This is a genomic window from Actinomadura atramentaria DSM 43919 (assembly GCF_000381885.1).
GTDB lineage: Bacteria > Actinomycetota > Actinomycetes > Streptosporangiales > Streptosporangiaceae > Spirillospora > Spirillospora atramentaria.
The window spans coordinates 155,280-175,842 of the sequence record NZ_KB907216.1 but is presented as its reverse complement, the minus strand read 5'-3'; the positions used below and the strand labels follow the sequence as shown (position 1 = coordinate 175,842).

Below are 20,563 nucleotides of genomic sequence, written 5' to 3'. Positions count from 1 at the left end.
AACCGGCCGCCGCTCAGCCGTCGCGGCGCGGGACGGCCCGGTTCTGCGGGGCGGTCCAGTCCGTGATCGGGCCGAGCGGGACCACGCCGGACGGGTTCACGTCGCGTTGGGTGACGTAATAGTGGCGTTTGATGTGGTCGAAGTCCGTCGTGCCGCCGAACGCCGGGATCGAGTACAGGTCCCGCGCGTACGCCCACAGCGCCGGGTAGTCGGTGAGCCGCCGCAGGTTGCACTTGAAGTGGCCGTGGTAGACGGCGTCGAAGCGCGCCAGCGTGGGGTAGAGGCGCACGTCGGCCTCGGTGAGGGCGTCGCCGAACAGGTAGCGGCGGCCGGTCAGGCGCTCCTCCAGCTCGTCCAGCGTGGTGAACAGCGCGCGGACGGCCTGCTCGTAGGCGTCCTGGTCGGTGGCGAACCCGGCCCGGTAGACGCCGTTGTTGACGGTCTCGTAGACGACCTTGTTCAGGGCGTCGATCTCCGGGCGCAGGGTCTCCGGGTACAGGTCCGGCGCTCCGGGCGCGTGGAACGCCGCGAACTCGGTCTCCAGGGTCGTCGTGATCTCGGGGAAGTCGTTGGTGACGAGCCGGCGGTCCTTCACGTCCCAGACGCACGGCACGGTGTAGCGGCCGGTGAACTCCGGATCGGACGCCAGATACAGCTCCGACAGGAACGTCGCGCCGGTCACCGGATCGGGTTCGGGGAAGCGCCAGCCGCGCTCGTCGCGAATCGGGTCCACGACGCCGACGCTGATCACGTCCTCCAGTCCGAGGAGCCGCCGCACGATCAGGCTGCGGTGCGCCCACGGGCACGCGTAGGACACCAGCAGCCGGTAGCGGCCCGCCTCGGCCGGGTGGCCGCTCGACCCGTCGGCGGTGATGCGCGCGGTGAACCGGTTGGGCTGGCGGACGAACGCGCCGCCCTTCCGCTCTGCGTCGATCATGGACCGGGTTCCTCTCCTGAGTCCGGCGTTCTCCCGTCCGCCATCGTCGCGCGCGCGGACGGAACGGGGAAGGCCCGCGGATACGATGGCGTTGCCGGCGCTCACCGGCGCAACGGGGCGTACGCGACCGGAAAGCTCGGGGGAACCGGATGCTGGAGAACTTCAACGCGCTGGTGGACGGGCTCCCGGCCGCGCTCGTCTACCTGATCATCGCGTTGCTGGTGTTCGCCGAGGCGGCGCTGTTCTTCGGATTCGTGTTCCCCGGCGAGACGGCCGTCGTGGTCGGCGGCGTGCTCGCCGCGAGCGGCAAGCTGTCGCTGCCGGTGCTGCTGGTCGTCACGATCGGCTCGGCCGTCATCGGGGACTCGGTCGGCTACGAGATCGGCCGCAAGTACGGCACGCGGCTGCTCGGCACCGGGCCGATGCGCAAGCACACGGCCAAGATCGCCAAGGCGCAGGACCTCATCCGCAGGCGCGGCGCGTTCGCGGTGTTCATCGGGCGGTTCACGGCGCTGCTGCGCGCGCTGATGCCCGCGCTGGTCGGCGCGTCCCGGATGCCGTATCCGCGGTTCCTGCTGTTCAACGCGATCGGCGCGGTCGTGTGGGTCGTCGGCTACACGCTCGGCGGGTACTTCGCCGGGCAGGCGTTCGACAAGGCGGCGGCGCTGGTCGGGCGGAGCCTGGCGATCGTGGTGGCCGTCGCGGTGATCGCGGCGCTGGTGGTGTGGAGCGTCCGCAAGCGTCGCCAGGAGGCCCGCGAGGAGGACGCGGCCGAGCGCGCGGCCGACGAGTCCGCGCCCGCCGGCGAGTCCGGGCCCGAGGACCGCGCCCCGGCGTCCGACGACGCCGAGGACGAGTCCGCGCCGTCCCGCCACCCGCACTGACCCGACGCTTCCGCGCGGCCCCGCCACCTGCGGTCGGGCCGCCGCCTCCGCGTGTCCGGACGATGTTCCGGGGCGAAAGCCGAGCGAGATTCGGTCTAGTGGTACCACTGGGTAACCCTCAGATGATTACCTGGGGGTGTTCCGCGGGATTTCGGCGGACAACGCAGTCGGCGATGTGAGGAGACAGGGATGTCGGAACTGCGCTACGACGGCCGGGTCGCGGTCGTGACCGGGGCGGGTCACGGGCTCGGCCGCCAGCACGCGCTGGAGCTGGCCGCGCGCGGGGCCAAGGTCGTCGTGAACGACCTCGGCGGCGACCGCTCCGGTGTCGGAGCTTCGGCCGGACCGGCCCAGGAGGTCGTGGAGGAGATCAGGAAGAACGGCGGCGAGGCCGTCGCCGACCCCGGCAACGTCGCCGACCCCGAGGGCGCGGCCGGGATCGTCAGGACCGCGGTGGACACCTTCGGCAAGATCGACATCGTCGTCAACAACGCGGGCATCCTGCGCGACAAGTCGTTCAAGAACATGACCGTCGAGGAGTTCGACTCGGTCATCGCCGTCCACCTGCGCGGCTCGTTCCTGGTCTCCAGCGCCGCCTGGCCGCACCTGCGCGAGCAGGGGTACGGCCGGATCGTGAACACCTCGTCCCCGGCGGGCCTGTTCGGCAACTTCGGCCAGGCCAACTACGCGACGGCCAAGATGGGCCTCGTCGGCTTCACCAAGACCCTCGCCCACGAGGGCGCGAAGTACGGCATCAAGGCCAACGCCATCGCGCCCGTCGCCTGGACGCGCATGACCGAGGACCTGCTGCCCGCCGACTTCGCGGACGCGCTCGGCGTCGGCCAGGTCACCCCGCTGGTGGCTTACCTCGCGCACGAGGAGATCGCGGAGTCCGGCCAGGTCTACACCGTCGGCGGCGGCCGGATCGCGAAGATCTTCGTCGCGGAGGGGCCGGGCTGGGGCACCAAGGACGCGCTGTCGGTCGAGTCCGTCCGGGACAACTGGGCGGCCGTCAACGCGGCCGAGCCGCTGACGGTGTTCAACAACGTGGGCGAGCAGATGGGCCCGCTGATCCAGCAGCTCACGTCCTGACCGTCCGGCATGGGCGACCTCACCGTGGAACGGCGGGACGGGGCGGCGATCCTCACCCTGTCCCGCCCGGACCGGCTGAACGCGGTCACGGCCGAGCTGACCGAGGAGCTGATCGACGCCCTCGGCGCGCTCGCGCGTGACACCGCGACCCGCGTCGTCGTCCTCACCGGGGCGGGGCGCGGGTTCTGCTCCGGGATGGACCTCGGCGGCGACCCCGGCGACGGGCTCGCCGGGGGCGGCCCGGGCCGGGGGCGGGTGCAGCGCCTGCACCGCGGCATCGCGCGCGGCGGGGAGGTGACGGCGCGGCTCCGGGAGATCCCGCAGCCGGTCATCGCGGCGCTGCACGGCCCCGTCGCGGGTCTCGGCGTCGCGTGGGCGCTGGCCTGCGACCTGCGCGTCGCGGACCCGACGACGCGGTTCGTCGTGCCGTTCACCGACCTCGGCCTGTCGGCGGGCGACTGCGGGCTGTCCTGGCTGCTGCCGCGGCTCGTCGGCCCGGCGCGGGCGGCCGAGGTCGCCTACCGGGCCGAGCGGTTCACTCTGGACCGCGCCGACGAGCTGGGGCTGGTCACCGAGCGCGCGCCCGAGGGCGGCGACCTGGCGGCGGCGCTCGCGCTGGCCGACGAGCTGCTGGCCAAGTCGCCCTACGGGCTGGCGCGGACCAAGGAGCTGCTGAACCTGTCCCTGGACGCGCCCGGCCTGCGCGGGCACCTCGCGGCGGAGACGGCCGTGCAGACCCTCGCGTTCTTCACCGAGGACCTGGCCGAGGGCATGGCGGCGACGCGCGAGCGGCGGCCGCCGGAGTTCCGCGACCGCTGACGCGGCGAAGAGAACGGGCGGGCCGCCGACCGGCGGCCCGCCCGTTCGCGGTTCTGCGGGAGCGGGTCAGGCGAGGGCCCCGGCGAGCGCCTCGGTGTAGCGGAGCGCGGCGAGCCGCGCCAGCGCCGGATGCGCGCCGATCGGCGCGGCGTGGCCCCCGCCGATCGCGGCGGCGGCCTGCTCGATCGCGGCGACCTCCGGCTCGTGCCCGATGAGGTGCGGGGCGAGCGCGACGGTCGACGCGCCGGACGCGCGCAGCCGGTCGGCGGCGTCGCGCAGCGCGCCCGCGTCCGCCAGCGGCGCGGTGAACACCGGGCAGGCCAGCCGGGACGCCAGCAGCACGCCGGTGACCTCGGCCTGCGCGACGGCGCGCGCGTCGCCCGGCGTCGCGACGACGACGCCGCCCGCCGCCGTCACCATCGTCATCATCCGGATGCGGTCGGCGCGCGCGAGGCCCGCGTCGGCGAGCCGGTCGTGCAGCGCCTCGGCGATCAGCGGGTGCGGGCCGAGCGGTTCGGCGGCGATCACCGGGACCGGCGCGCGCTCGGCGGCGGCGGTCACGGCGCGGGAGACGGCGGCGTCGAACAGGCCGCAGAACGGGACGACGACGGCCGCGGGTTCGTCGGGTCGGTGCCGCTCCAGTCCGGACAGCAGCCCCGCGAGGGCCGCGCCGTCACCGTCGAGGTGGCCGACGAGCGCGGGCTGTCCGGTGTGCTCGATCTCCACCAGCCGGGCGATCTCGGCGGCGATGGCGGCGCCGGGGCCGCCCGCCGGGCCGGGGACCGCGAGGACGAGGGCGGGGGAGTCGGGGGGCAGCAGGAAGGATTCGTCGCCGCGGTGCCGCCCGCCGCGGGGGGCGCGGCGGCGGCGCGACGGAAGTGCCTCGGATGCCTGGCTTTCGGGACTCACGGCGGGAATCGTAACGCCGCTGGGCGTTCGGCGGAGATTCCGCTGCTCCGCAACAGCGAAGTGTGACCCGATGGATGACGGCGTTCGCCGGGTTATTTATCGGTTGGTGGCATAAAAAGTGGATGACGGTGTTCGTCCGTGCGCGCGGGTCCTTCGGGCCTGTGCGGCGACGTAGTAGGCTCCGGCAGATCCCCGCACAGCCCGTATCGGGAGGGTTTCCCCCGCATGTCGCGCCAACTCGCCCCAAAGCCCCCGGTAGGCGGCCTGTCCCGCGAGCCGCGATGAGACGGCGTCTCTCCTCGATCCGGGCGCGGATCACCCTGCTGACCCTCGTCCCGCTCCTCGCGCTGGGCGGGCTGTGGGTCTTCGCGACCGGGATCACCTACGGCGAGGCCCACCAGCTCCTGCAGAGCCGCACGTTCACGCAGAAGTCGCTGCTGCCGACGCAGCGGCTCGTCGCCGCGCTCCAGAAGGAGCGGCGGCTGTCGATGTGGCGGACGGCGTCCGGCCGCGACGCGCTCCCCGACACGCCGCCCGGCGGCACCGACCTCGCCGCGCAGCGGCGGGCCACCGACCAGGCGCGCGACACCGTCCGCCGGTACGCGGCCGGGTCGGACCTGCGCGGCGGCGTCCGGTCCGACGTCCTCGCCCATGTGGACGCGTTCGTGCGCGGCCTCGGCGCGCTCGACGTGATCCGGCGGCAGGTCGACTCCGGCGCGGCCGGGCGGCCCGACGTCCTGCGCGAGTACGACGGCATGATCGACGCCGGGTTCGCGCTGTACGCGTCCGTCGTCCCCGGGGACGGCCGCATCGCCGTGGACGCCCGCACGCTCACCTCCGTCGGCCGCGCCCACGAGTACCTGTCCCGCGAGGACGCGCTGCTCACCGGCGCCGTCGCGGCGGGCCGCCTCACCGCCGCCGACCGCGCCGAGTTCGCGCAGATCGTCGGCGCGCAGCGGTACATGTACGGCGACACCGTCCCGAGCCTGCCCGCCGCCGACCGCACCCGCTACGGCGCGCTCGTCGCGTCCCCGGAGTTCGCGCGGCTGCGGCTGCTGGAGGACGAGATCGTGCGCGGCGCCCGGACCGTCCCGGCGCGGACGGCCCGCGCGGCGAAGGCCGCCGGACGGCCCGCGCTGTCGCCCCGGCAGTGGTGGACGGCGTCCGACGCCGTCGACGCGCGGCTGTACGCGTTCGAGAACGCCGCGCTCGACGGCGTCACCGACCGCGCCACCGGCGTCGCGGTCTCCGCGTTCGCGCGGCTCGCCGTCGCGGGCGGCCTCGGGCTGCTCGCCGTCATCGCGTCCGCGCTGCTCGCCTACCGCGTCGCGCGGCGGCTGCTGCGGGAGTGCCGCACGCTCGCCGACGCCGTCGTGGACTTCGCCCGGCGCAGGCTCCCCGAACTCGCCGAGCGCGTCCGGCGCGGCGAGCAGATCGACCCGCGCGACGTCGTCCTGCCCACGCCCCGGTTCAAACTCGGGGAGATCCAGGAGATCTCCGAGTCCTTCGTCGTCACCCGCGACGCGGTCCTCGTCGCGGCGGCGGGCGAGATCGCCGCGCGGCGCGGCATCAGCGAGGTCTTCGTCAACCTCGCGCGCCGCAACCAGACGCTGCTGCACCACCAGCTCCGGCTGCTGGACCGCATGGAGCACCGCACCGAGGACCCCGACGAGCTGGCCGACCTGTTCCGCCTCGACCACCTCGCCACCCGGATGCGGCGGCACGCCGAGGGCCTGGTCATCCTCGCGGGCAAGAGCGCCGGGCGCGGCTGGCGCAACCCGGTGCCGCTCGTCGACGTCGTGCGCGGGGCCGTCGCCGAGGTCGAGGACTACCAGCGCGTCCGGCTGCAGCCGCTGCCGCGCATCGCGCTGCTCGGCGCGGCCGTCGCGGACGTCATCCACCTGCTCGCCGAGGTCGTGGAGAACGCCACCGCGTTCTCGCCGCCCGGCTCGCCGGTGCTCGTCAGCGGGCACCCGGTCGGGCACGGGTACGTGCTGGAGATCGAGGACCGCGGGCTCGGCATGGAGGAGGCCGCCATCGCGGCGGCCAACGCGCGGCTCGCGGACCCGCCGGAGTTCGACCCGTCCGACAGCGCGCAGCTCGGGCTGTTCGTCGTCGCGCGGCTCGCGCAGCGGCACGGGATCAAGGTGACGCTGCGGGCGTCGCCGTACGGCGGGATCACCGCCATCGCGCTGATCCCCGGCGAGCTGATCGTGGCGATCGAGGAGCCGGAGCCGTCCGCGCGGCGCTCGGGGCCGCTGGCGCTGACGCCGGGGCCGTCGATGGCGGTCGGCGCGGAGCGCGCGGCGGGCGGCGTGGTGCGGCTCGTCGCGGAGCCCGCGCCGGAGGCCGAACCCGTGCCTGAGCGGGTGTCCGAGCCCGTGTCTGAGCCCGCGCCCGCCGGGAACGTGCCCGTGCGCGCGGTCGAGGCGCCGGCCGAAGTCCCGGCCGAGGAGCCCGCGCCGCTGGAGTCCACGGACGCCGGGCTGCCGCGCCGCCGCCGCCAGGCCAACCTCGCGCCGCAGCTCCGCGAGCGGCTGGAGGCGCGCGAAGGCCGCGCCGCGCCCGTGCCCCTGCCCGCGCCCGTGGCCGAGCCCGTGGCCGAGCCCGCGCCTGAACCCGAACCCGATCCCGGACCGGCCGTGCCGCTCGGCGCGCCCGTGCCCGGCGACGTCCCGCCCCCGCCGGAGGACCCGGCGGAATCGCCCCGGTCGCCCGAGGCGATGCGGTCCAAGCTGTCCGCGATGCAGCGCGGCTGGCAGCGCGGCCGGTCCGAGACCGGACCCGCGCCGACCCACCCCGAGCCGACCCACCCCGAGCAGGAGGACGACACCCGATGACAGAAGCCCAGCAGGCAGTGACCCGGACCGGGGACGACGACCTGAACTGGCTGCTCGACAACCTCGTCCAGCGCGTCGCCCAGGTGCAGAACGCGGTCGTGCTGTCGAGCGACGGCCTGCGCATCGCGGCGTCGAAGGGGCTCGACCGGGCCCAGTCCGACCACGTCGCGGCGGTCGCGGCGAGCTTCCAGAGCCTCGCGCGCGGCGCGGGGGAGTCGTTCGGCGGCGGCGCGGTCCGGCAGACGATCGTCGAGATGGAGACGGCGTTCCTGTTCGTGACGGCGGCCGGGCGCGGCGCGTGCCTGGCGGTGCTGTCGGACGCGGACGCCGATCTCGGCCTCATCGCCTACGAGATGGCGATGCTGGTGACGCGCGTCGGCCAGCACCTGTCGGCGGACCCGCGCGCGGACGCCGCCGCGCCGGGTGCGTGACATGCCGGGTTCGTCCTGGTACGACGACGCCGCCGGCCCGGTGGTGCGCCCCTACGCGCTCACCGGCGGCCGGACGCACTACGACGGCGCGGACGTGTTCGACATGGTCGCGCTCGTCGTCACGCGGGACGCGCCGCCCGACGACGCCGGGGAGACCGGGCCGCGCCCGGTTCCGCCCGGTGCGCCCGTTCCGCTTTGGTCACCTGATCCCGAACATGAGATGATCTTGGAGTTTTGCCGCACTCCGCTGTCGGTTGTCGAGATAGCGTCGGAACTCGAACTCCCGCTCGGGGTCGTCCGCATCCTGCTGGGCGATCTGCTCGACCGCTCGCTGATCGAGGTCCGGCGGCCCGCGCCGGTGGCCCGCTTCCCCGGCGAGCGCGTACTCAAGGAAGTGATCGATGGAATCCGTGCGCTCTGAACCGTCCCCCCGGCAGGGCGATTCCGCGCTGACCGTGAAGATCCTCGTCGCCGGCGGTTTCGGCGTCGGCAAGACCACGCTCGTCAGCGCGGTGAGCGAGATCCGGCCGCTGCGCACCGAGGAGTCCCTCACCGAGAAGAGCATCGGGATCGACGACACCTCGGCGGTGTCGCAGAAGACCACGACCACCGTCGCGATGGACTTCGGGCGGATCACGCTGCCGAACGGCCTGGTGCTGTTCGTGTTCGGCACGCCCGGCCAGGACCGCTTCTGGTTCATGTGGGACGAGCTGGCCAAGGGCGCGCTCGGCGCCGTCGTCCTGGTGGACACCCGGCGGCTCGCCGACTGCTTCCCCTCGGTGGACTACTTCGAGCGGCGCGGCGTGCCGTTCATCATCGGCGTCAACCGGTTCGACGGCGCGGGCACGCACACGCCCGACCAGGTCCGGGACGCGCTCGACCTGCCGCCGGAGATCCCGGTGATCGACTGCGACGTCCGGGACCGCGAGTCGGCCAAGCAGGTCCTGATCACGCTGGTGGAGCACATCATGCGGTCGATGAGCGGGCGGCAGACGGTCGCGCAGTAGCCGTCCGGGCCGCGGCGCGGGTCCGCGCGGTTGACATCGACTTCGGTCGAGGTTCTTGGCTGGACGCATGGAGTCCGACGACCTCGATCCCGAGACCGGCGAGGACCGCGCCGCGCTCGGCCGCCTGCTGGCCGACCTGCTGCTGGGCGCGCCCGACGACGGCGACGTCTGGCCGCACGCGTTCTGGGCGGCCTGGCCGCCGGACTAGGGACCCGTGCTAAAGCAGCGCGCGGAAGTCGGCGAAGTCGAAGCCGGGCGACACGACGCAGCTCACCAGCACCTCCGCGTCCCCGGCGGGCCGCGCGGCCTGCCAGCGCCCCGCCGGGACGAGCGCCTGCGGGGCCTGCCCGGCGGCGAGGTCCGCGCCGAGCACGACCGTCTCGACCGCGTCGCCCGGCCCGTCGCCGGACCCGCCGAGCAGCAGCGCCAGCGGCCCGCCCCGGTGCCACAGCCACAGCTCGTCCGAGCGCACGGCGTGCCACATCGACTCCTCGCCGGGCGGCAGCAGGAAGTAGATGCCGGTCGCGGTGCTGCGGTCGCCCGGGTAGCCGTCCGGGGCGACGCGCGGGCCGGTGCGCCACGTCTCGCGGAACCAGCCGCCCTCGGGGTGCGGGAGCAGGTCGAGCGCGGCGGCCGTCGCGGGGCGGTCCAGGACGGCGGTGTGCCGTCCGTCCGGGCCGCGCCGCAGGTAGCGGACGGCCGGGTCGCCCGACCGGTCCGCGACGCCCTGCGCGAGGCCGGGCACCGGGTCCAGGTCGACGGCGACGACCTGGCCGTCCGGGAAGACGTCGTCGGCGATGGCGAGCGCGGCGGCGGGGTCGTCGGGCGCCCACGCGCCCGCGCCGTCGCGCAGCGCGAACCGGGGGCCGGACGCGGCGCGCCAGGCGTCGAGCGTCGTCAGCAGCATCCGGCGAGCCTACCGGCCGGGCCGCTCACTCCAGCTCCGACAGCCGCGCCGGGTCGAACGCGAGCGGGAACGGCGCGTCCAGCGCGACCGTCTCGCCCGCCCGCGCGCGGCGGCGCACCCGGTACGCCGCGCCGTCCAGCTCCAGGACGGTGACCGCCGGGCGCGGCTCCAGGTCCACGAGCCAGTAGTGGCGGATGCCCGCCGCCGCGTACTCGGCGACCTTCCCGACGCGGTCGGTGCGCTCGCTGGCGGTGCGGGGCGTGACGACCTCGGCGGCGAGCAGCAGGTCGGGTCCGTAGTAGGTGCGGGTGCGGCGCTCCAGCGCGGTGCGGGCGACGTCGCGGTCCACGACGAACACGTCCGGCTTGCGGACCCCGGCGGGCGTCGTGACGTCCTGCGCGCCGCCCGCGACGTGGACGTCGGCCCCGGCGCGCTGCGCCGCGTCGCGCAGGACGCCGCGCAGCCGGTCGGCGGCGTTGTCGTGCCACAGGTCGCCGGGCAGCTCCGCGAGCCAGCCGTCGGCCAGCTCGTGGCGGCGGCCCTCGTCGGGCAGCGCGTCCAGGTCGTAGAGCGTGTACGGGCCGTGCGGGTGGCCCGCCGCCGCGGGCTGCGCGGGCGGGGGAACTGTCGGCACGGGCGGTCGCCTCCCGTCGATGATCAAGTCCGCCCGAATCTAGCCGACGGGGGCGGCGGACCGGGCGGGGCGCGCGGGCGGCCGCCGATGATCCGCACGGGCCCGGACGGAAGAGTTACGATACATCTCGAATTCCGGCTTGCGTCTCCTCCGACCGGAGAGTCCAAGCTGGTCCCGACGTCCCCCGCGCGTCGCCGCCCCGCACATCCGGACCCCGCCTCCACACGACCGACCTCCGGAGGAGACACGATGAGCCCCGACCGAAGTGACGCGCCCCGCGCGGGGGAGCCCGCGCGCCGCGAGGCGGCCGAGCGCGCGTCCGACGCCGACCGCGACGCGGTCCTGGTCCGCCTGCACACCGCGTTCGCCGAAGGACGCCTCGACGAGGCCGAGCTGGACGAGCGCATCGCCCGCACCCTGGAGTCCCGCACGCGCGGCGAGCTGACCGCCGTCGTCGCCGACATCCCCGCGACCGCCGGGCCGCGCACCGTCGCGACCGCCCCCGCGGGCCGGGCCGGGCGGTTCCACCTCGCCTACAAGGACTCGCTGCACCGGTCCGGGCAGTGGGCGCTGCCGGAGAAGTCCACGGTCGTCGTCTACAAGGGGACGGGGCTGCTGGACCTGACCTCGGCGGAGTTCGCCGGGCCCGTGACGCGGCTGCGCGTCGTCGCCTACAAGTCCGGGGTGGACGTCATCGTCCCGCCGGGCGTCCGGGTGGAGGCGGGCGGCATCGGCGTGTCCTCCGACGTGCGCGACCCGGCCCCGGCGGGCGCGCCGGTGCTCCGCGTGGACGGCGTCGGCTACAAGGGGTCGATCGACGTGAAAGATCACTCGTCGCCGCGTTGAGGTGATATGAACCTTGCCGCGGGGGTCATCGGGCGCTGTCCGCGCCGACACCCGCACACGGACTGATCCGGCGCGGTTCGAGGACGGGGACGGGACCGGCCGCAGGCGACGCCCGCCGGGCGAAGGAGCACGCGTGACAGCGAGGATTCCGGAGCGGAACGGGACGCTGGGGACCGGCGGGGAGGCGGGCGCCGCGCCCGGCTCCCGGCACGTCCGGCGGCTGCTCGCGTTCGACGCGGCGGACGTGCCCGCGCCCCGGACCGCGCCGGACGACGGGCGCTCGCCGTGGGTCCGGTCCGCCGACACCTGGAACGAGGCGGGGATCGCCTGGCACGACGGTCCGGCGCTGGTGTCGTCGCGCGCGCCCGCGCGGGCCGACGGGGCTCGCGAGCGGAAACCCGAGCGGAAACCCCAGCGGAAGGACCGGCCCGAGCGGCGGCCGGGCGCGCGGCGGCGCGCGCCGATCGTCGCCGGGGCGGCCGCCGTCGCGGTCCTCGCGGGCGGCGGCGCGGTGTACGCGCTGGCCCGCGACGACGGCGCGCGGCCCCCGGCCGTGCCCGCCGCGCACGTCGCGGACGCGCTGTTCGCGGCCGACCCCGCCCGCCCGGACGGCCTCGCGCAGGACCTGCGGACCGTCGCCGTCGCCGGGAGCACGGTCGTCGCGGCGGGCGCGGAGACCGCGCCGGGCGCGGCCGTGTCCCGCGCCGAGCTCGTCGTGTCCCGCGACGGCGGGCGCACGTTCGCGCTCGCCCGCGTCCGCACCCCCGACGAGTCCGAGCCGCCGCTGGGCTCCGCGCCGGTCGCGGTCGCGGGCGGCCCCGGCGCGTGGGTCGCGCTCGGCGCGGACGGCACGACGCTGTGGACGAGCCCCGACGCACTCGTCTGGACGCTGCGCGGCACCGGCCCCGGCGGGCACGTCACCGCGCTCGCCCGGACGTCGTCGGGCTTCGCGGCGGTCGGCTCCGCGGACGGGCGCGGCGCGGTGTGGACGTCGCCGGACGGGCACGAGTGGCGGCGGGCGGCCGCGCCGGGCGCGACGAACCTCGACGCGGTCGCGGCGTCCGGCGCGGCGCTGGTCGTCCACGGGACGTCCGCGCGGACGGTGACCAAGACCGTCCGCAAGCGCGGCAAGAAGCGCAAGGTCACCTCGACGACCACCGCCGAGGGCCAGTGGGTCTCGGCGGACGGCGGCCGGACGTGGACGGCCGCGCCGATCCCGCAGGCGCAGGGCTCCACCGGCGCGGCGCGCGGGCTGACCGCCGGGCCGCGCGGCTTCTACGCCGTCCGCGCGGCGACGCGCAAGACCGGCTCGAAGAAGCACCGCAGGACGGTCCGCGACGCGGTGGTGTTCGCGTCGGCGGACGGCCGCCGCTGGACCCCGGCCGGGCGGATCGCCGGGAAGGGCGCGGTGTCGGTCGAGCGGTTCGCCGGGGCGGCGGGCGGGCTGGCCGCGCTGGTCCGCGACGGGAAGACCCTCGGCGTCCAGCGCAGTCCGGACGGGCGGACGTGGCGGGCCGCGCCGCTCGCGGGCCGTCCGTCGTCGGTCGCGGGCCTCGGCGTCGCGGCGGGCGGCGAGCCCGTCCTGGCCGGGCGCGCGGGCGACGATCCCTATCTCGCGGCGGGCGCGCCCGTGGACCTGCGGGCCGTGCCGGGCGTGATCGGCGTGCAGAAGTCGGTGTCGGCGCTGGCCGCCGCGCCCGGCCTGGTCGTCGCGGTCGGCGCGACGAACGGCGCCGGGGCGCTGTGGACGTCGCCGGACGGCGCCCGCTGGACGCGGACGGCGCTGGACGCGCCCCCGGCGTCGGCGCTGACCGCCGTCGCGCACGGCCCGGCGGGCTGGCTCGCGGCGGGCCGGACGGGCACCGCCTCGCTCATGGCCGCGTCGGCGGACGGCGCGCGGTGGCGCACCAGCCGCGCCGAGGGCGCGCAGGTCGCGGCCGTCGCCTACGGCCCCGCCGGGTACGTGGCGGTCGGCACGAAGGGCGGCGCGAAGCGCGGCCCGGCGTCGGGGCGGCCGGGCGGCGCGGCGGCGGCGTGGCGCACGACGGACCTGGCGCGCTGGTCGTCGGCGGAACTCGACGGCGAATCCGGCAAGGACGTCGGCAAGGACGCGTGGATGAGCGGCGTCGCCGCGACGGCGTCCGGCTATGTCGCGGTCGGCGGGAAGCACGCGGGCACGCGGGACGTCCCGGCGCTGTGGACGTCGCGCGACGGGCTGGACTGGACGACGGCCGCCGCGCCGGAACCGCCGCCCGGCGTCGTGTCGGGCTCGTTCTTCCAGGTCGTCGCGGGGAACGGCGGTCGGCTGCTGGCGCTCGGCCGGGGCCGGACCGTCACCGGCCCGACCGGGTTCGTCGCGGTCTCGGCGGACGGCGGCGCGCACTGGACGCCCCGCACGCTGCCGGACCTGCCCGCCCCGGCCGCCGCGACGGCGACGCCGCGCGGGTTCGTGCTCGCCGGGTCCACGGGGCTGCCGGGCCGCCGGGAGATCACCGTGCTCGCGTCGGCGGACGGCGCGGGCTGGCGCCGGGTCGCGGCCCGCGGCACCGGCTCGGGCGACCAGCGGGTCGCCGCGCTGGCGGTCGTGGGCCGCGACCTGTTCGGCGTCGGGGGGACCGCGGGCCACCGCGGGGACGTCCCGTTCGTGTGGCGCGCGCCGGTCCCCTGAGCGGGTCGGCTAACCGTTACAGCGGCAGGAGCAGCCCTTCGGGCAGGAGCAACCGCCACCGTGTCCGCAACTGCATGCAGCTTGACTCATGGGGGGGAAATTAACCGGTTTGCACCCCGGGGGTCTATGACCGTCCCGTAAGGCCCGGCTCGCGGCAAGGGAAGGCGGGCCTTCGAGCCGCCGGTCAGCCGCCCAGGTTCAGCCGGACGATCGCCGGATCGCGCTCCCCGGCGCGGTCGGCGAACTCCGCGACGCGGTGGACGACGTCCGCGCTCGTCACGCGCCCGGCCAGCGCCGCGCTGACCAGGACGTGGTCGAGGTCGCGCGCGTTCCCGCCGTCCTCGGCGGTGTAGCGCCGCTTCGCCGGGACCTTCCCCGCCGTGTCGCGCAGCCCGCCCTCGCGGACGAGCGTCGCCACCGGCCCGCCGTCCGGCGGCTCGTTCAGGTCGCCCGCGACGATCACCGCCGCCTTCGGGTCGCGGCGCGTCAGCTCCCGCACGAACGCGGCGACGACCTTCGCCTGCGCGTCGCGCCGCCACGCGGACGGCTGCGCGGGCGGCTGCCGCCGCCCGTACCAGGGCTCGTCGTCGGACGTCGTCGGGAACCACTGCGTCGCGACGACGACGATCCGCCGCCCGCGCCACGACAGCTCCCCGGCGAGCGGCTTGCGCGTGCCGTTCCACGCCGGGTCGGCGGGCGCGATCCGCGCCGGGCTGTGCGACAGCCGCGCGGTCTTCCCGTCGCCGACGACCGAGACGGGCGTGCGCGGCAGCTCGTCCGGCCCGAACCCGAGCGCGCCCGCCGGGGGACCGGTCGGCCGGTCGGTGAACGACAGGCCCCGGTCGGTGCGGAACAGGAACCCCAGCCGGGCGTTCGCGCCGCGCTCGCCGCCGTCCGCACCGTCGCGCGGGTCCACCGACCGCCAGTCGTAGGCGGGGCCGCCGACCGCGCTGATCGCGTTGATCAGCTCCGCGACGGACTGGTCGGCGGCGGTGGTGCCGTCGTCGTCGGCGCCGCTGTTGTCGTCCATGCCGGAGACGGCGAGCAGGTCGGGGGAGCGCAGGCCCGTCACGACGTCCTCGGCGAGGGACAGCAGCCGGTCGGCGGACGTGTCGGGGTCGACGCCGCCGAGGTCGAGCGTCGCGACGGCGAACTCGCCGGAGCGCTGCGCGCGGGTCGACTCGCGGTCGAGGCCGCCGTCCACGCGGCGCGGCGTCGCGGTGGGCAGGACGACGTAGTCGCCCGCGCCGTAGTCCAGGACGCCGTCGACCGCGCCCGGCAGCGTGTCCCCGACGTTCATCGTCGGCAGCGGCGCGAGCGCGTCGTCCAGCACGAGCCGCGCCGTCGCCGGACCCGAATTGCCCGTCAGCACGCCGCCGCGCGCGGTGCGACCGGAGACGCCCGAGCCGTTCGCCGCGACCACCGGTACCTCGCCGTAGCGGGACGGCCCGACCGCGACGGCGTCGTTGATCCGGACCCGCATGCCCTCCAGCGACTCGAAGAAGCCGAACGCGTCCCGGCGCGGGTCGAGCCGCCCGGACGTCTCCGCGTCGCGCGCGGAACCGGAGTAGCGGTGCGCGGGCGGGCGGCGGCCGCCCGGCCCGAGCACGACCGGGGCGGGCAGCGGGACGCCGTGCGCGTCCACGGTCACGCCCGCCGCGCCCGCGTCGATCTCGGTGCGCGACAGGTTCGCCGACGAGCCGCCGCCGGGCCGGAACTCCGCGACGCGGCCGTCCACCCGGACCGCGTCGCCCACGGCGGCGGTCGGCGCGCCGCCGGTGAACACGAACACGCCCTCGGACGTCGCGTCGTCGCGGTCGGGGTGCGGGTCCTGCATCCAGAAGCCGTTCGCGGTGACGGCGGTGACGGTGCCGGGGACGCCCGCGACGGTCTGCCCGGCCAGCGGCGAGACCTGCCGGTCGCCCTGGACGTCGTGGACGCGCGCGCCCCAGACCGTCCCGGCGGCGACCGCCGGGAACGCGCCGGACGCGCCGGCGAGCAGGGCCGCGCCGGCCGCGGCCACCAGGAGTCGCCGCCCGTGCCGAGCCACGTCCCGCCTCCATGATCGCGTCGTAGGGGCGTCCATTGGAACACGGATGACGACCGGCCCGCAGCGGGAAGCAACGGTAAATGTCGGACATGATCGGGAGGTGACAGGGCTCCCGCGCCGAACCGCGCGGGAGCCCCAAAAAAACCGGCTCAGTCGAACAGGACGACCTGCCGGACGACGTCGCCCGCGCGCAGCGCGTCCACCGCGTCGTTCAGCTCCTCGAACCGGATGCGGCGCGAGATCAGCCCGTCGATGTCCAGCCGCCCCGCGCGCCACAGGTCCACGAACCGGGGGATGTCGCGCTTGAGGTCGCAGCCGCCGTACAGGGACGCCTTGATCGCCTTGCCGTCGAACAGCAGCGCGAAGGCGTTGTTGCTGTACTCGTCGTCGGCCGCGCCCGCCCCGACGACGATGACGTCCCCGCCGCGCCGCGTCGCGTCCCACGCCGTGCGGATCGCCGCGGACCGGCCGACGACCTCGAAGGCGTAGTCGAAGCCGACGCCGTTCGTGAGCAGGTTCTTCGCCTCGTCCGCGTCCGCGAGCGTCGCGGTGTGCGTCGCGCCGAACCGCTTGGCGAGCGGGTGCTTGGCCTCGTTCGGGTCGATCGCGAGGATCGTCGAGGCCCCCGCGATCCGCGCGCCCTGGATGACCGACAGCCCGACGCCGCCCGCGCCGACGACGGCGACCGTCGAGCCCGGCTCGACCCGCGCGGTGTTGATCGCCGCGCCGACGCCCGTCGGGATGCCGCAGCCGAGCAGCGCCGCGTACTCGAACGGCACGTCCGCCGCGACCGGGATGACGCCCTGCCGGGGCAGGACGATCTCCTCCGCCCACGTGCCGACGCCCGCCATCCCGAACGCGGGCGTGCCGTCGCCGAGCCGGAACGCGGGCTCGGTGAACGCGGCCGCCAGGTGCGTCATGCACAGGTACGGCTGGCCGCGCAGGCAGTCGGGGCACGTCCCGCAGTCCGGCGTCCAGTTGACGACGACGTGGTCGCCCTCCGCGACGCCGGTCACGTGCGACCCGACCGCCGTGACGACGCCCGCGCCCTCGTGCCCCATCACGGTGGGCGGCACGGACGGCAGCACGCCCGTCATGGTGGACAGGTCGGAGTGGCAGACGCCCGTCGCCCTGATCCGGACCTTCACCTGGTCGGGGCCGGGGTCGACCACGGTGACGTCGTCGCGCAGGTCGAGGTGCTCGTCGCCGACCGCGTGCAGAACCGCGGCACGTGCCATGTCAGCCTCCACAGTGAGGGGTGGGTGGTGCGAACGGGGGCTACTCCTCCAGCGTCAGCGCCGCCTTGGGGCAGGACCGGACGGCGTGGCGGACGCGGTCGGCCTCGGCGGCCGGGACGTCCGGCGCGAGGATCGTCAGCTCGTCGTCGTCGCTGAGGTCGAAGACCTCCGGGGCCAGTCCGACGCAGACGCCGTTGGCCTCGCACACCAGCGGATCGACCGCGACTCTCATGGGCGCTCTCCGTTCGCTCGGCAAAAGTAGAACACGTTTCAGTATAGGGCGGCAAGGCTCCGGGAGGCGGCGGGAACGATCCGGACGATCTCGGCTAGAGTTCCCGACCGGAGGACACGATGACTGAGAGCACGGCGCCCGCCCCCCGCACCGCAGACGCCCGCCCGGAGATGCCCGCGGAACTGCTGCGCGCGGCCCGCGCCGCCAAGGGCTTCATGCCGGACGACGAGGGCCGGGCCCTGTACGAGACCGCGCTGGACCACGCCGTCCGGCACGGGGCCGCCGCCCCGCTGCTGGAGGTCGGCACCTACTGCGGCAAGTCCGCGATCTACCTCGGCGCCGCCGCGCGCGCCGCCGGGGCGACCGTCGTCACCGTGGACCACCACCACGGCTCGGAGGAGAACCAGGCGGGCTGGGAGTACCACGACCCGTCCCTGGTCGACCCGCTGACCGGCCGGATGGACACGCTGCCGACGTTCCGCCGGACGATCGGCAGCGCCGGGCTGGAGGACGAGGTCGTCGCCGTCGTCGGCGCGTCCGCGACCGTCGCCCGGTTCTGGTCGACGCCGCTGGCGCTGCTGTTCATCGACGGCGGGCACGCCGAGGAGTGGGCGCAGGCCGACTACGCGCACTGGGCACCGCACGTCGCGGTCGGCGGCGCGCTGGCGATCCACGACGTCTTCCCGGACCCGGCGGACGGCGGCCAGGCGCCCTTCCACGTCTACGAGCGCGCCCTGGCGAGCGGCGCGTTCGAGGAACGCCGCGTCGTCGGCTCCCTGCGCGTCCTGGAACGCGTCTCCCCCAAGGACCCGCGCACGCCCGCCTGACCCCGGACCCGCGCACGCCGCGCCGCGCTGGAGCGCGGCGCGGCCCGGCGGGACATCGCGCGCGGGCAGGCCGCGCCGCGGCCGCCGGACGTGCCGAGTCTGTCGGCTGTGCCGAGTCTGTCGGCTGTGTCGCGTCTGCGGGCCGCGCTGCGTCTGCGGGCCGGGCCGTGCCTGCCGGCTGTGTCGCGTCTGCGGGAGGTGCTGCGCTCGTCGGATGTGCCGCCGTCCCCGAGGTGCCGCGCCGTCCGCCGGAACGGGTCGCCGGGAACGCCGGAGGCCGCCCCCGCCGAGCGGGGGCGGCCTCCGGCGTTTCCTCAGCTTCGGGAGCGGACCGGGTCCGCGACCGGGGCGGGCGCGCACCCGCACGCCGCCGGGTCGGAGGCGGGCGAAGGGCCGAGCGGCCGCCCCGCGATCTCCTTGAAGAGCCGGGAGCCCGCCGACGTCCCCTCCAGCACGTCCGCGGCCAGCACGACCGCCGCCGCCGTGTACGTGGACCGGTCCCCCGGGAAGTGCGCCTCGTTGGCGAACTGCCAGCCCGTCCAGTACGAGCCGTCCTCGTGGCGCAGGTGCTGGATCGTGGCGAACAGCTCCAGCGCGCGGTCGCGGTCGCCCGCCGCGTCCAGGGCCATCACCAGCTCGCAGCTCTCCGCCGCCGTCACCCACGGCTGGTCCGACACGCAGCGGCAGCCGAGGCCCGGCACGACGAACGTGTCCCAGCCCGCCGCGAGCCGCGCCCGCGCCGCCTCGCCGCGCACCGGACCGCCGAGCACCGGGTAGTACCAGTCCATCGACCAGCGGCTCTTGTCGGCGAACGCCTCCGGGTGCTCGGCCACGACGTGGCCGAGCTGGTCGGCGGCCAGCTCCCAGTCCGGGCACGGCTCGCCGAGCCGCTCGGCCAGCGCGACCGCGCAGCGCAGCGACTGGTGGATGGACGAGCAGCCGGTCAGCAGCGCCTCTTCGCCCAGCTCGCCGTTCTCGTGCCGAATCCAGCGGAACTCGCCGCGCCGCGTCTGCAGGCCCAGCGTGAACTCGATCGCCCGGCGGACCGTCGGCCACATCGCGCGCGCGAAGTCCTCGTCGCCGGTGGTGACCAGCTCGTGCCAGACGCCGACCGCGACGTACGCGGCCTGGTTGGACTCGCCGCCGGGCTCGGTGACCTCGCCCAGCACCCACTTGGCGGGCCACGAGCCGTCCGCCCGCTGCACGTCCGCCAGCCACGCGTACGCGCGGCGCGACGGCTCGCGCAGGCCCGCCACCGACAGCGCCATCGCCGCCTCGACGTGGTTCCACGCGTCCACGTGCCCCGCGACGCCCCCGGTGGGGGAGAACCACGGGATCGCGCCGGACGGCTCCTGCTGCCGGGCGATGCTGCGCGCCGTGGCGACGACGTCGTCGGCGGTCAGGACGCCCGGCACGGACGGCGGGGAGGCGGCGTCGTCAGACCGCATCCGCGGTCTCCCTCGCCGACGCGGCGGGCCGGTCCGGCGTCGCGGGCTTGGTGAAGTAGACGACGACGCTCTTGCCGATCAGCGGGTTCATGACGCGCTCGGCCAGCCGCGTGGCCAGCGGGCGCTTCATGATGTCCCACACGAGGACCTGGTGGTACGCCTTCGCGAGCGGGTTGCCTTCGTTGTTCACGCCGACCGCGCACTTGATCCACCAGTACGGCGCGTGCAGCCCGTGCGCGTGGTGGTGGCCGTCCACCCGGAAGCCGAGCGACTTCAGCTTCGCCTCCAGCTCGGCCCGCGTGTAGATGCGCACGTGGCCGCCCGGGGCGGTGTGGTAGTCCTCCGACAGCGCCCAGCACACCCGCTCGGGCAGCCAGCTCGGCACCGTCACCGCGAGCTGTCCGCCCGGCTTGAGGACGCGCAGCAGCTCGCGCATCGCCCGCATGTCGTCGGGGATGTGCTCCAGCACCTCGGACGCGACGATCTTGTCGAAGTGGTCGTCGGGGAACGGCAGGTCGAGCGCGTCGCCCTGCACGGTCGTCGCGGACGCGCCCTCGGGGACCTCGCCCGCCAGCCGCATCGCGCCGAACATCTTCTCGACGCCGTCCAGCTCCTCGGCGTCCAGGTCGAAGGCCACCACGTCGGCACCCCTGCGGTACAGCTCGAAGGCGTGCCGTCCGGCGCCGCATCCCATGTCCATGATGCGTTCGCCGGGTGCCACGCGGAACCGCTGGAAATCCACGGTCAGCAGGGTCGTGCTCCTTCCGTACGGGGGACGCTCGGGCGAGCGGCCC

The 20,563-nt window shown here is 75.9% G+C and carries 20 protein-coding genes; 11 read left to right on the top strand and 9 right to left on the bottom strand.

Annotated elements, in window-relative coordinates:
• Positions 1-13: 13 nt before the first annotated feature.
• On the bottom strand, positions 14-937 hold the full coding sequence (locus G339_RS0121865) for a glutathione S-transferase family protein (protein WP_019633198.1): 924 nt from the start codon (positions 935-937) through the stop codon (positions 14-16).
• Positions 938-1,086: 149 nt separating this feature from the next.
• Here G339_RS0121865 and G339_RS0121860 point away from each other — a divergent pair, with 149 nt between their 5' ends.
• From G339_RS0121860 to G339_RS0121850, 3 genes are all read left to right on the top strand, one after another.
• Positions 1,087-1,821, top strand: a complete 735-nt coding sequence (locus G339_RS0121860; RefSeq protein WP_019633197.1) for a DedA family protein — start codon at positions 1,087-1,089, stop codon at positions 1,819-1,821.
• Positions 1,822-2,010: 189 nt separating this feature from the next.
• Positions 2,011-2,913, top strand: a complete 903-nt coding sequence (locus G339_RS0121855) for an SDR family oxidoreductase (protein ID WP_019633196.1) — start codon at positions 2,011-2,013, stop codon at positions 2,911-2,913.
• 9 nt (positions 2,914-2,922) lie between these two features.
• Positions 2,923-3,732, top strand: a complete 810-nt coding sequence (locus tag G339_RS0121850; RefSeq protein WP_019633195.1) for an enoyl-CoA hydratase/isomerase family protein — start codon at positions 2,923-2,925, stop codon at positions 3,730-3,732.
• 66 nt (positions 3,733-3,798) lie between these two features.
• Here G339_RS0121850 and G339_RS0121845 read toward each other — a convergent pair whose 3' ends face one another.
• Positions 3,799-4,641 (bottom strand): sirohydrochlorin chelatase, encoded by an 843-nt coding sequence (locus G339_RS0121845; RefSeq protein WP_019633194.1) that lies wholly within the window; start codon positions 4,639-4,641, stop codon positions 3,799-3,801.
• 281 nt (positions 4,642-4,922) lie between these two features.
• Between G339_RS0121845 and G339_RS0121840 the strand changes: the two genes are divergently transcribed.
• The 5 genes from G339_RS0121840 to G339_RS39055 all read left to right on the top strand — a co-directional run bounded on the left by G339_RS0121840 (position 4,923) and on the right by G339_RS39055 (position 9,127).
• Entirely contained in the window at positions 4,923-7,481 is a 2,559-nt protein-coding gene (locus G339_RS0121840; protein ID WP_019633193.1) for a sensor histidine kinase, read from the top strand.
• On the top strand, positions 7,478-7,912 hold the full coding sequence (locus tag G339_RS0121835) for a roadblock/LC7 domain-containing protein (RefSeq protein ID WP_026341666.1): 435 nt from the start codon (positions 7,478-7,480) through the stop codon (positions 7,910-7,912). Before G339_RS0121840 ends, G339_RS0121835 begins: the two co-directional genes overlap by 4 nt.
• A 1-nt stretch (position 7,913) precedes the next feature.
• A complete protein-coding gene (locus G339_RS0121830; protein ID WP_033323882.1) occupies positions 7,914-8,333 on the top strand; it encodes a DUF742 domain-containing protein in 420 nt (139 codons plus the stop codon).
• Positions 8,314-8,919, top strand: coding sequence for a GTP-binding protein (locus G339_RS0121825; RefSeq protein WP_033323880.1), 606 nt, complete (start codon positions 8,314-8,316; stop codon positions 8,917-8,919). The genes G339_RS0121830 and G339_RS0121825 overlap by 20 nt, the downstream gene beginning before the upstream one ends.
• Before the next feature lie 67 nt (positions 8,920-8,986).
• Positions 8,987-9,127: a hypothetical protein gene (locus tag G339_RS39055; protein WP_019633189.1), complete on the top strand. Its 141-nt coding sequence runs from the start codon at positions 8,987-8,989 to the stop codon at positions 9,125-9,127.
• A gap of 9 nt (positions 9,128-9,136) precedes the next feature.
• On the opposite strand, the gene G339_RS38070 is transcribed toward G339_RS39055, so the two are convergent.
• Together G339_RS38070 and G339_RS0121810 are read right to left on the bottom strand one after the other, a co-directional pair.
• The gene (locus G339_RS38070; protein WP_019633188.1) at positions 9,137-9,826 is read right to left on the bottom strand and encodes a cupin domain-containing protein; all 690 of its coding nucleotides are present in this window, start codon (positions 9,824-9,826) and stop codon (positions 9,137-9,139) included.
• Between the two features lie 25 nt (positions 9,827-9,851).
• Positions 9,852-10,460 carry a Uma2 family endonuclease gene (locus tag G339_RS0121810; RefSeq protein WP_019633187.1) on the bottom strand — a complete coding sequence of 203 codons (609 nt, stop codon included), beginning with the start codon at positions 10,458-10,460 and terminating at the stop codon, positions 9,852-9,854.
• Positions 10,461-10,709: 249 nt separating this feature from the next.
• Here G339_RS0121810 and G339_RS0121805 point away from each other — a divergent pair, with 249 nt between their 5' ends.
• Positions 10,710-11,306, top strand: coding sequence for a DUF1707 SHOCT-like domain-containing protein (locus tag G339_RS0121805; RefSeq protein WP_019633186.1), 597 nt, complete (start codon positions 10,710-10,712; stop codon positions 11,304-11,306).
• A gap of 133 nt (positions 11,307-11,439) precedes the next feature.
• Complete coding sequence (locus G339_RS0121800; protein ID WP_026341664.1) at positions 11,440-13,974, top strand: hypothetical protein; 2,535 nt, start codon at positions 11,440-11,442, stop codon at positions 13,972-13,974.
• Positions 13,975-14,158: 184 nt separating this feature from the next.
• Here the strand turns inward: G339_RS0121800 and G339_RS0121795 are convergent, their stop codons facing one another.
• The 3 genes from G339_RS0121795 to G339_RS0121785 all read right to left on the bottom strand — a co-directional run bounded on the left by G339_RS0121795 (position 14,159) and on the right by G339_RS0121785 (position 17,494).
• Positions 14,159-16,024 carry an endonuclease/exonuclease/phosphatase family protein gene (locus G339_RS0121795; RefSeq protein WP_033323877.1) on the bottom strand — a complete coding sequence of 622 codons (1,866 nt, stop codon included), beginning with the start codon at positions 16,022-16,024 and terminating at the stop codon, positions 14,159-14,161.
• A gap of 149 nt (positions 16,025-16,173) precedes the next feature.
• On the bottom strand, positions 16,174-17,262 hold the full coding sequence (locus G339_RS0121790; RefSeq protein ID WP_019633184.1) for a Zn-dependent alcohol dehydrogenase: 1,089 nt from the start codon (positions 17,260-17,262) through the stop codon (positions 16,174-16,176).
• 40 nt (positions 17,263-17,302) lie between these two features.
• Positions 17,303-17,494, bottom strand: coding sequence for a ferredoxin (locus tag G339_RS0121785; protein WP_019633183.1), 192 nt, complete (start codon positions 17,492-17,494; stop codon positions 17,303-17,305).
• A gap of 119 nt (positions 17,495-17,613) precedes the next feature.
• On the opposite strand from G339_RS0121785, the gene G339_RS0121780 reads away from it, so the two are divergent.
• Positions 17,614-18,321, top strand: a complete 708-nt coding sequence (locus G339_RS0121780; RefSeq protein WP_019633182.1) for a class I SAM-dependent methyltransferase — start codon at positions 17,614-17,616, stop codon at positions 18,319-18,321.
• 314 nt (positions 18,322-18,635) lie between these two features.
• On the opposite strand, the gene G339_RS0121775 is transcribed toward G339_RS0121780, so the two are convergent.
• Positions 18,636-19,769: a prenyltransferase gene (locus G339_RS0121775; protein ID WP_019633181.1), complete on the bottom strand. Its 1,134-nt coding sequence runs from the start codon at positions 19,767-19,769 to the stop codon at positions 18,636-18,638.
• On the bottom strand, positions 19,759-20,520 hold the full coding sequence (locus G339_RS0121770) for a class I SAM-dependent methyltransferase (RefSeq protein WP_240489872.1): 762 nt from the start codon (positions 20,518-20,520) through the stop codon (positions 19,759-19,761). The genes G339_RS0121775 and G339_RS0121770 overlap by 11 nt, the downstream gene beginning before the upstream one ends.
• Positions 20,521-20,563: the final 43 nt, after the last annotated feature.

What these genes read in the sequence shown, in the direction of transcription:
- G339_RS0121865 (WP_019633198.1), bottom strand. Translation starts at nt 937, where the DNA reads ATGATCGACGCAGAGCGGAAGGGCGGCGCGTTCGTCCGCCAGCCCAAC.
- G339_RS0121860 (WP_019633197.1), top strand. Translation starts at nt 1,087, where the DNA reads ATGCTGGAGAACTTCAACGCGCTGGTGGACGGGCTCCCGGCCGCGCTC.
- G339_RS0121855 (WP_019633196.1), top strand. Translation starts at nt 2,011, where the DNA reads ATGTCGGAACTGCGCTACGACGGCCGGGTCGCGGTCGTGACCGGGGCG.
- G339_RS0121850 (WP_019633195.1), top strand. Translation starts at nt 2,923, where the DNA reads ATGGGCGACCTCACCGTGGAACGGCGGGACGGGGCGGCGATCCTCACC.
- G339_RS0121840 (WP_019633193.1), top strand. Translation starts at nt 4,923, where the DNA reads ATGAGACGGCGTCTCTCCTCGATCCGGGCGCGGATCACCCTGCTGACC.
- G339_RS0121835 (WP_026341666.1), top strand. Translation starts at nt 7,478, where the DNA reads ATGACAGAAGCCCAGCAGGCAGTGACCCGGACCGGGGACGACGACCTG.
- G339_RS0121830 (WP_033323882.1), top strand. Translation starts at nt 7,914, where the DNA reads ATGCCGGGTTCGTCCTGGTACGACGACGCCGCCGGCCCGGTGGTGCGC.
- G339_RS0121825 (WP_033323880.1), top strand. Translation starts at nt 8,314, where the DNA reads ATGGAATCCGTGCGCTCTGAACCGTCCCCCCGGCAGGGCGATTCCGCG.
- G339_RS39055 (WP_019633189.1), top strand. Translation starts at nt 8,987, where the DNA reads ATGGAGTCCGACGACCTCGATCCCGAGACCGGCGAGGACCGCGCCGCG.
- G339_RS38070 (WP_019633188.1), bottom strand. Translation starts at nt 9,826, where the DNA reads ATGCTGCTGACGACGCTCGACGCCTGGCGCGCCGCGTCCGGCCCCCGG.
- G339_RS0121805 (WP_019633186.1), top strand. Translation starts at nt 10,710, where the DNA reads ATGAGCCCCGACCGAAGTGACGCGCCCCGCGCGGGGGAGCCCGCGCGC.
- G339_RS0121790 (WP_019633184.1), bottom strand. Translation starts at nt 17,262, where the DNA reads ATGGCACGTGCCGCGGTTCTGCACGCGGTCGGCGACGAGCACCTCGAC.
- G339_RS0121785 (WP_019633183.1), bottom strand. Translation starts at nt 17,494, where the DNA reads ATGAGAGTCGCGGTCGATCCGCTGGTGTGCGAGGCCAACGGCGTCTGC.
- G339_RS0121780 (WP_019633182.1), top strand. Translation starts at nt 17,614, where the DNA reads ATGACTGAGAGCACGGCGCCCGCCCCCCGCACCGCAGACGCCCGCCCG.
- G339_RS0121775 (WP_019633181.1), bottom strand. Translation starts at nt 19,769, where the DNA reads ATGCGGTCTGACGACGCCGCCTCCCCGCCGTCCGTGCCGGGCGTCCTG.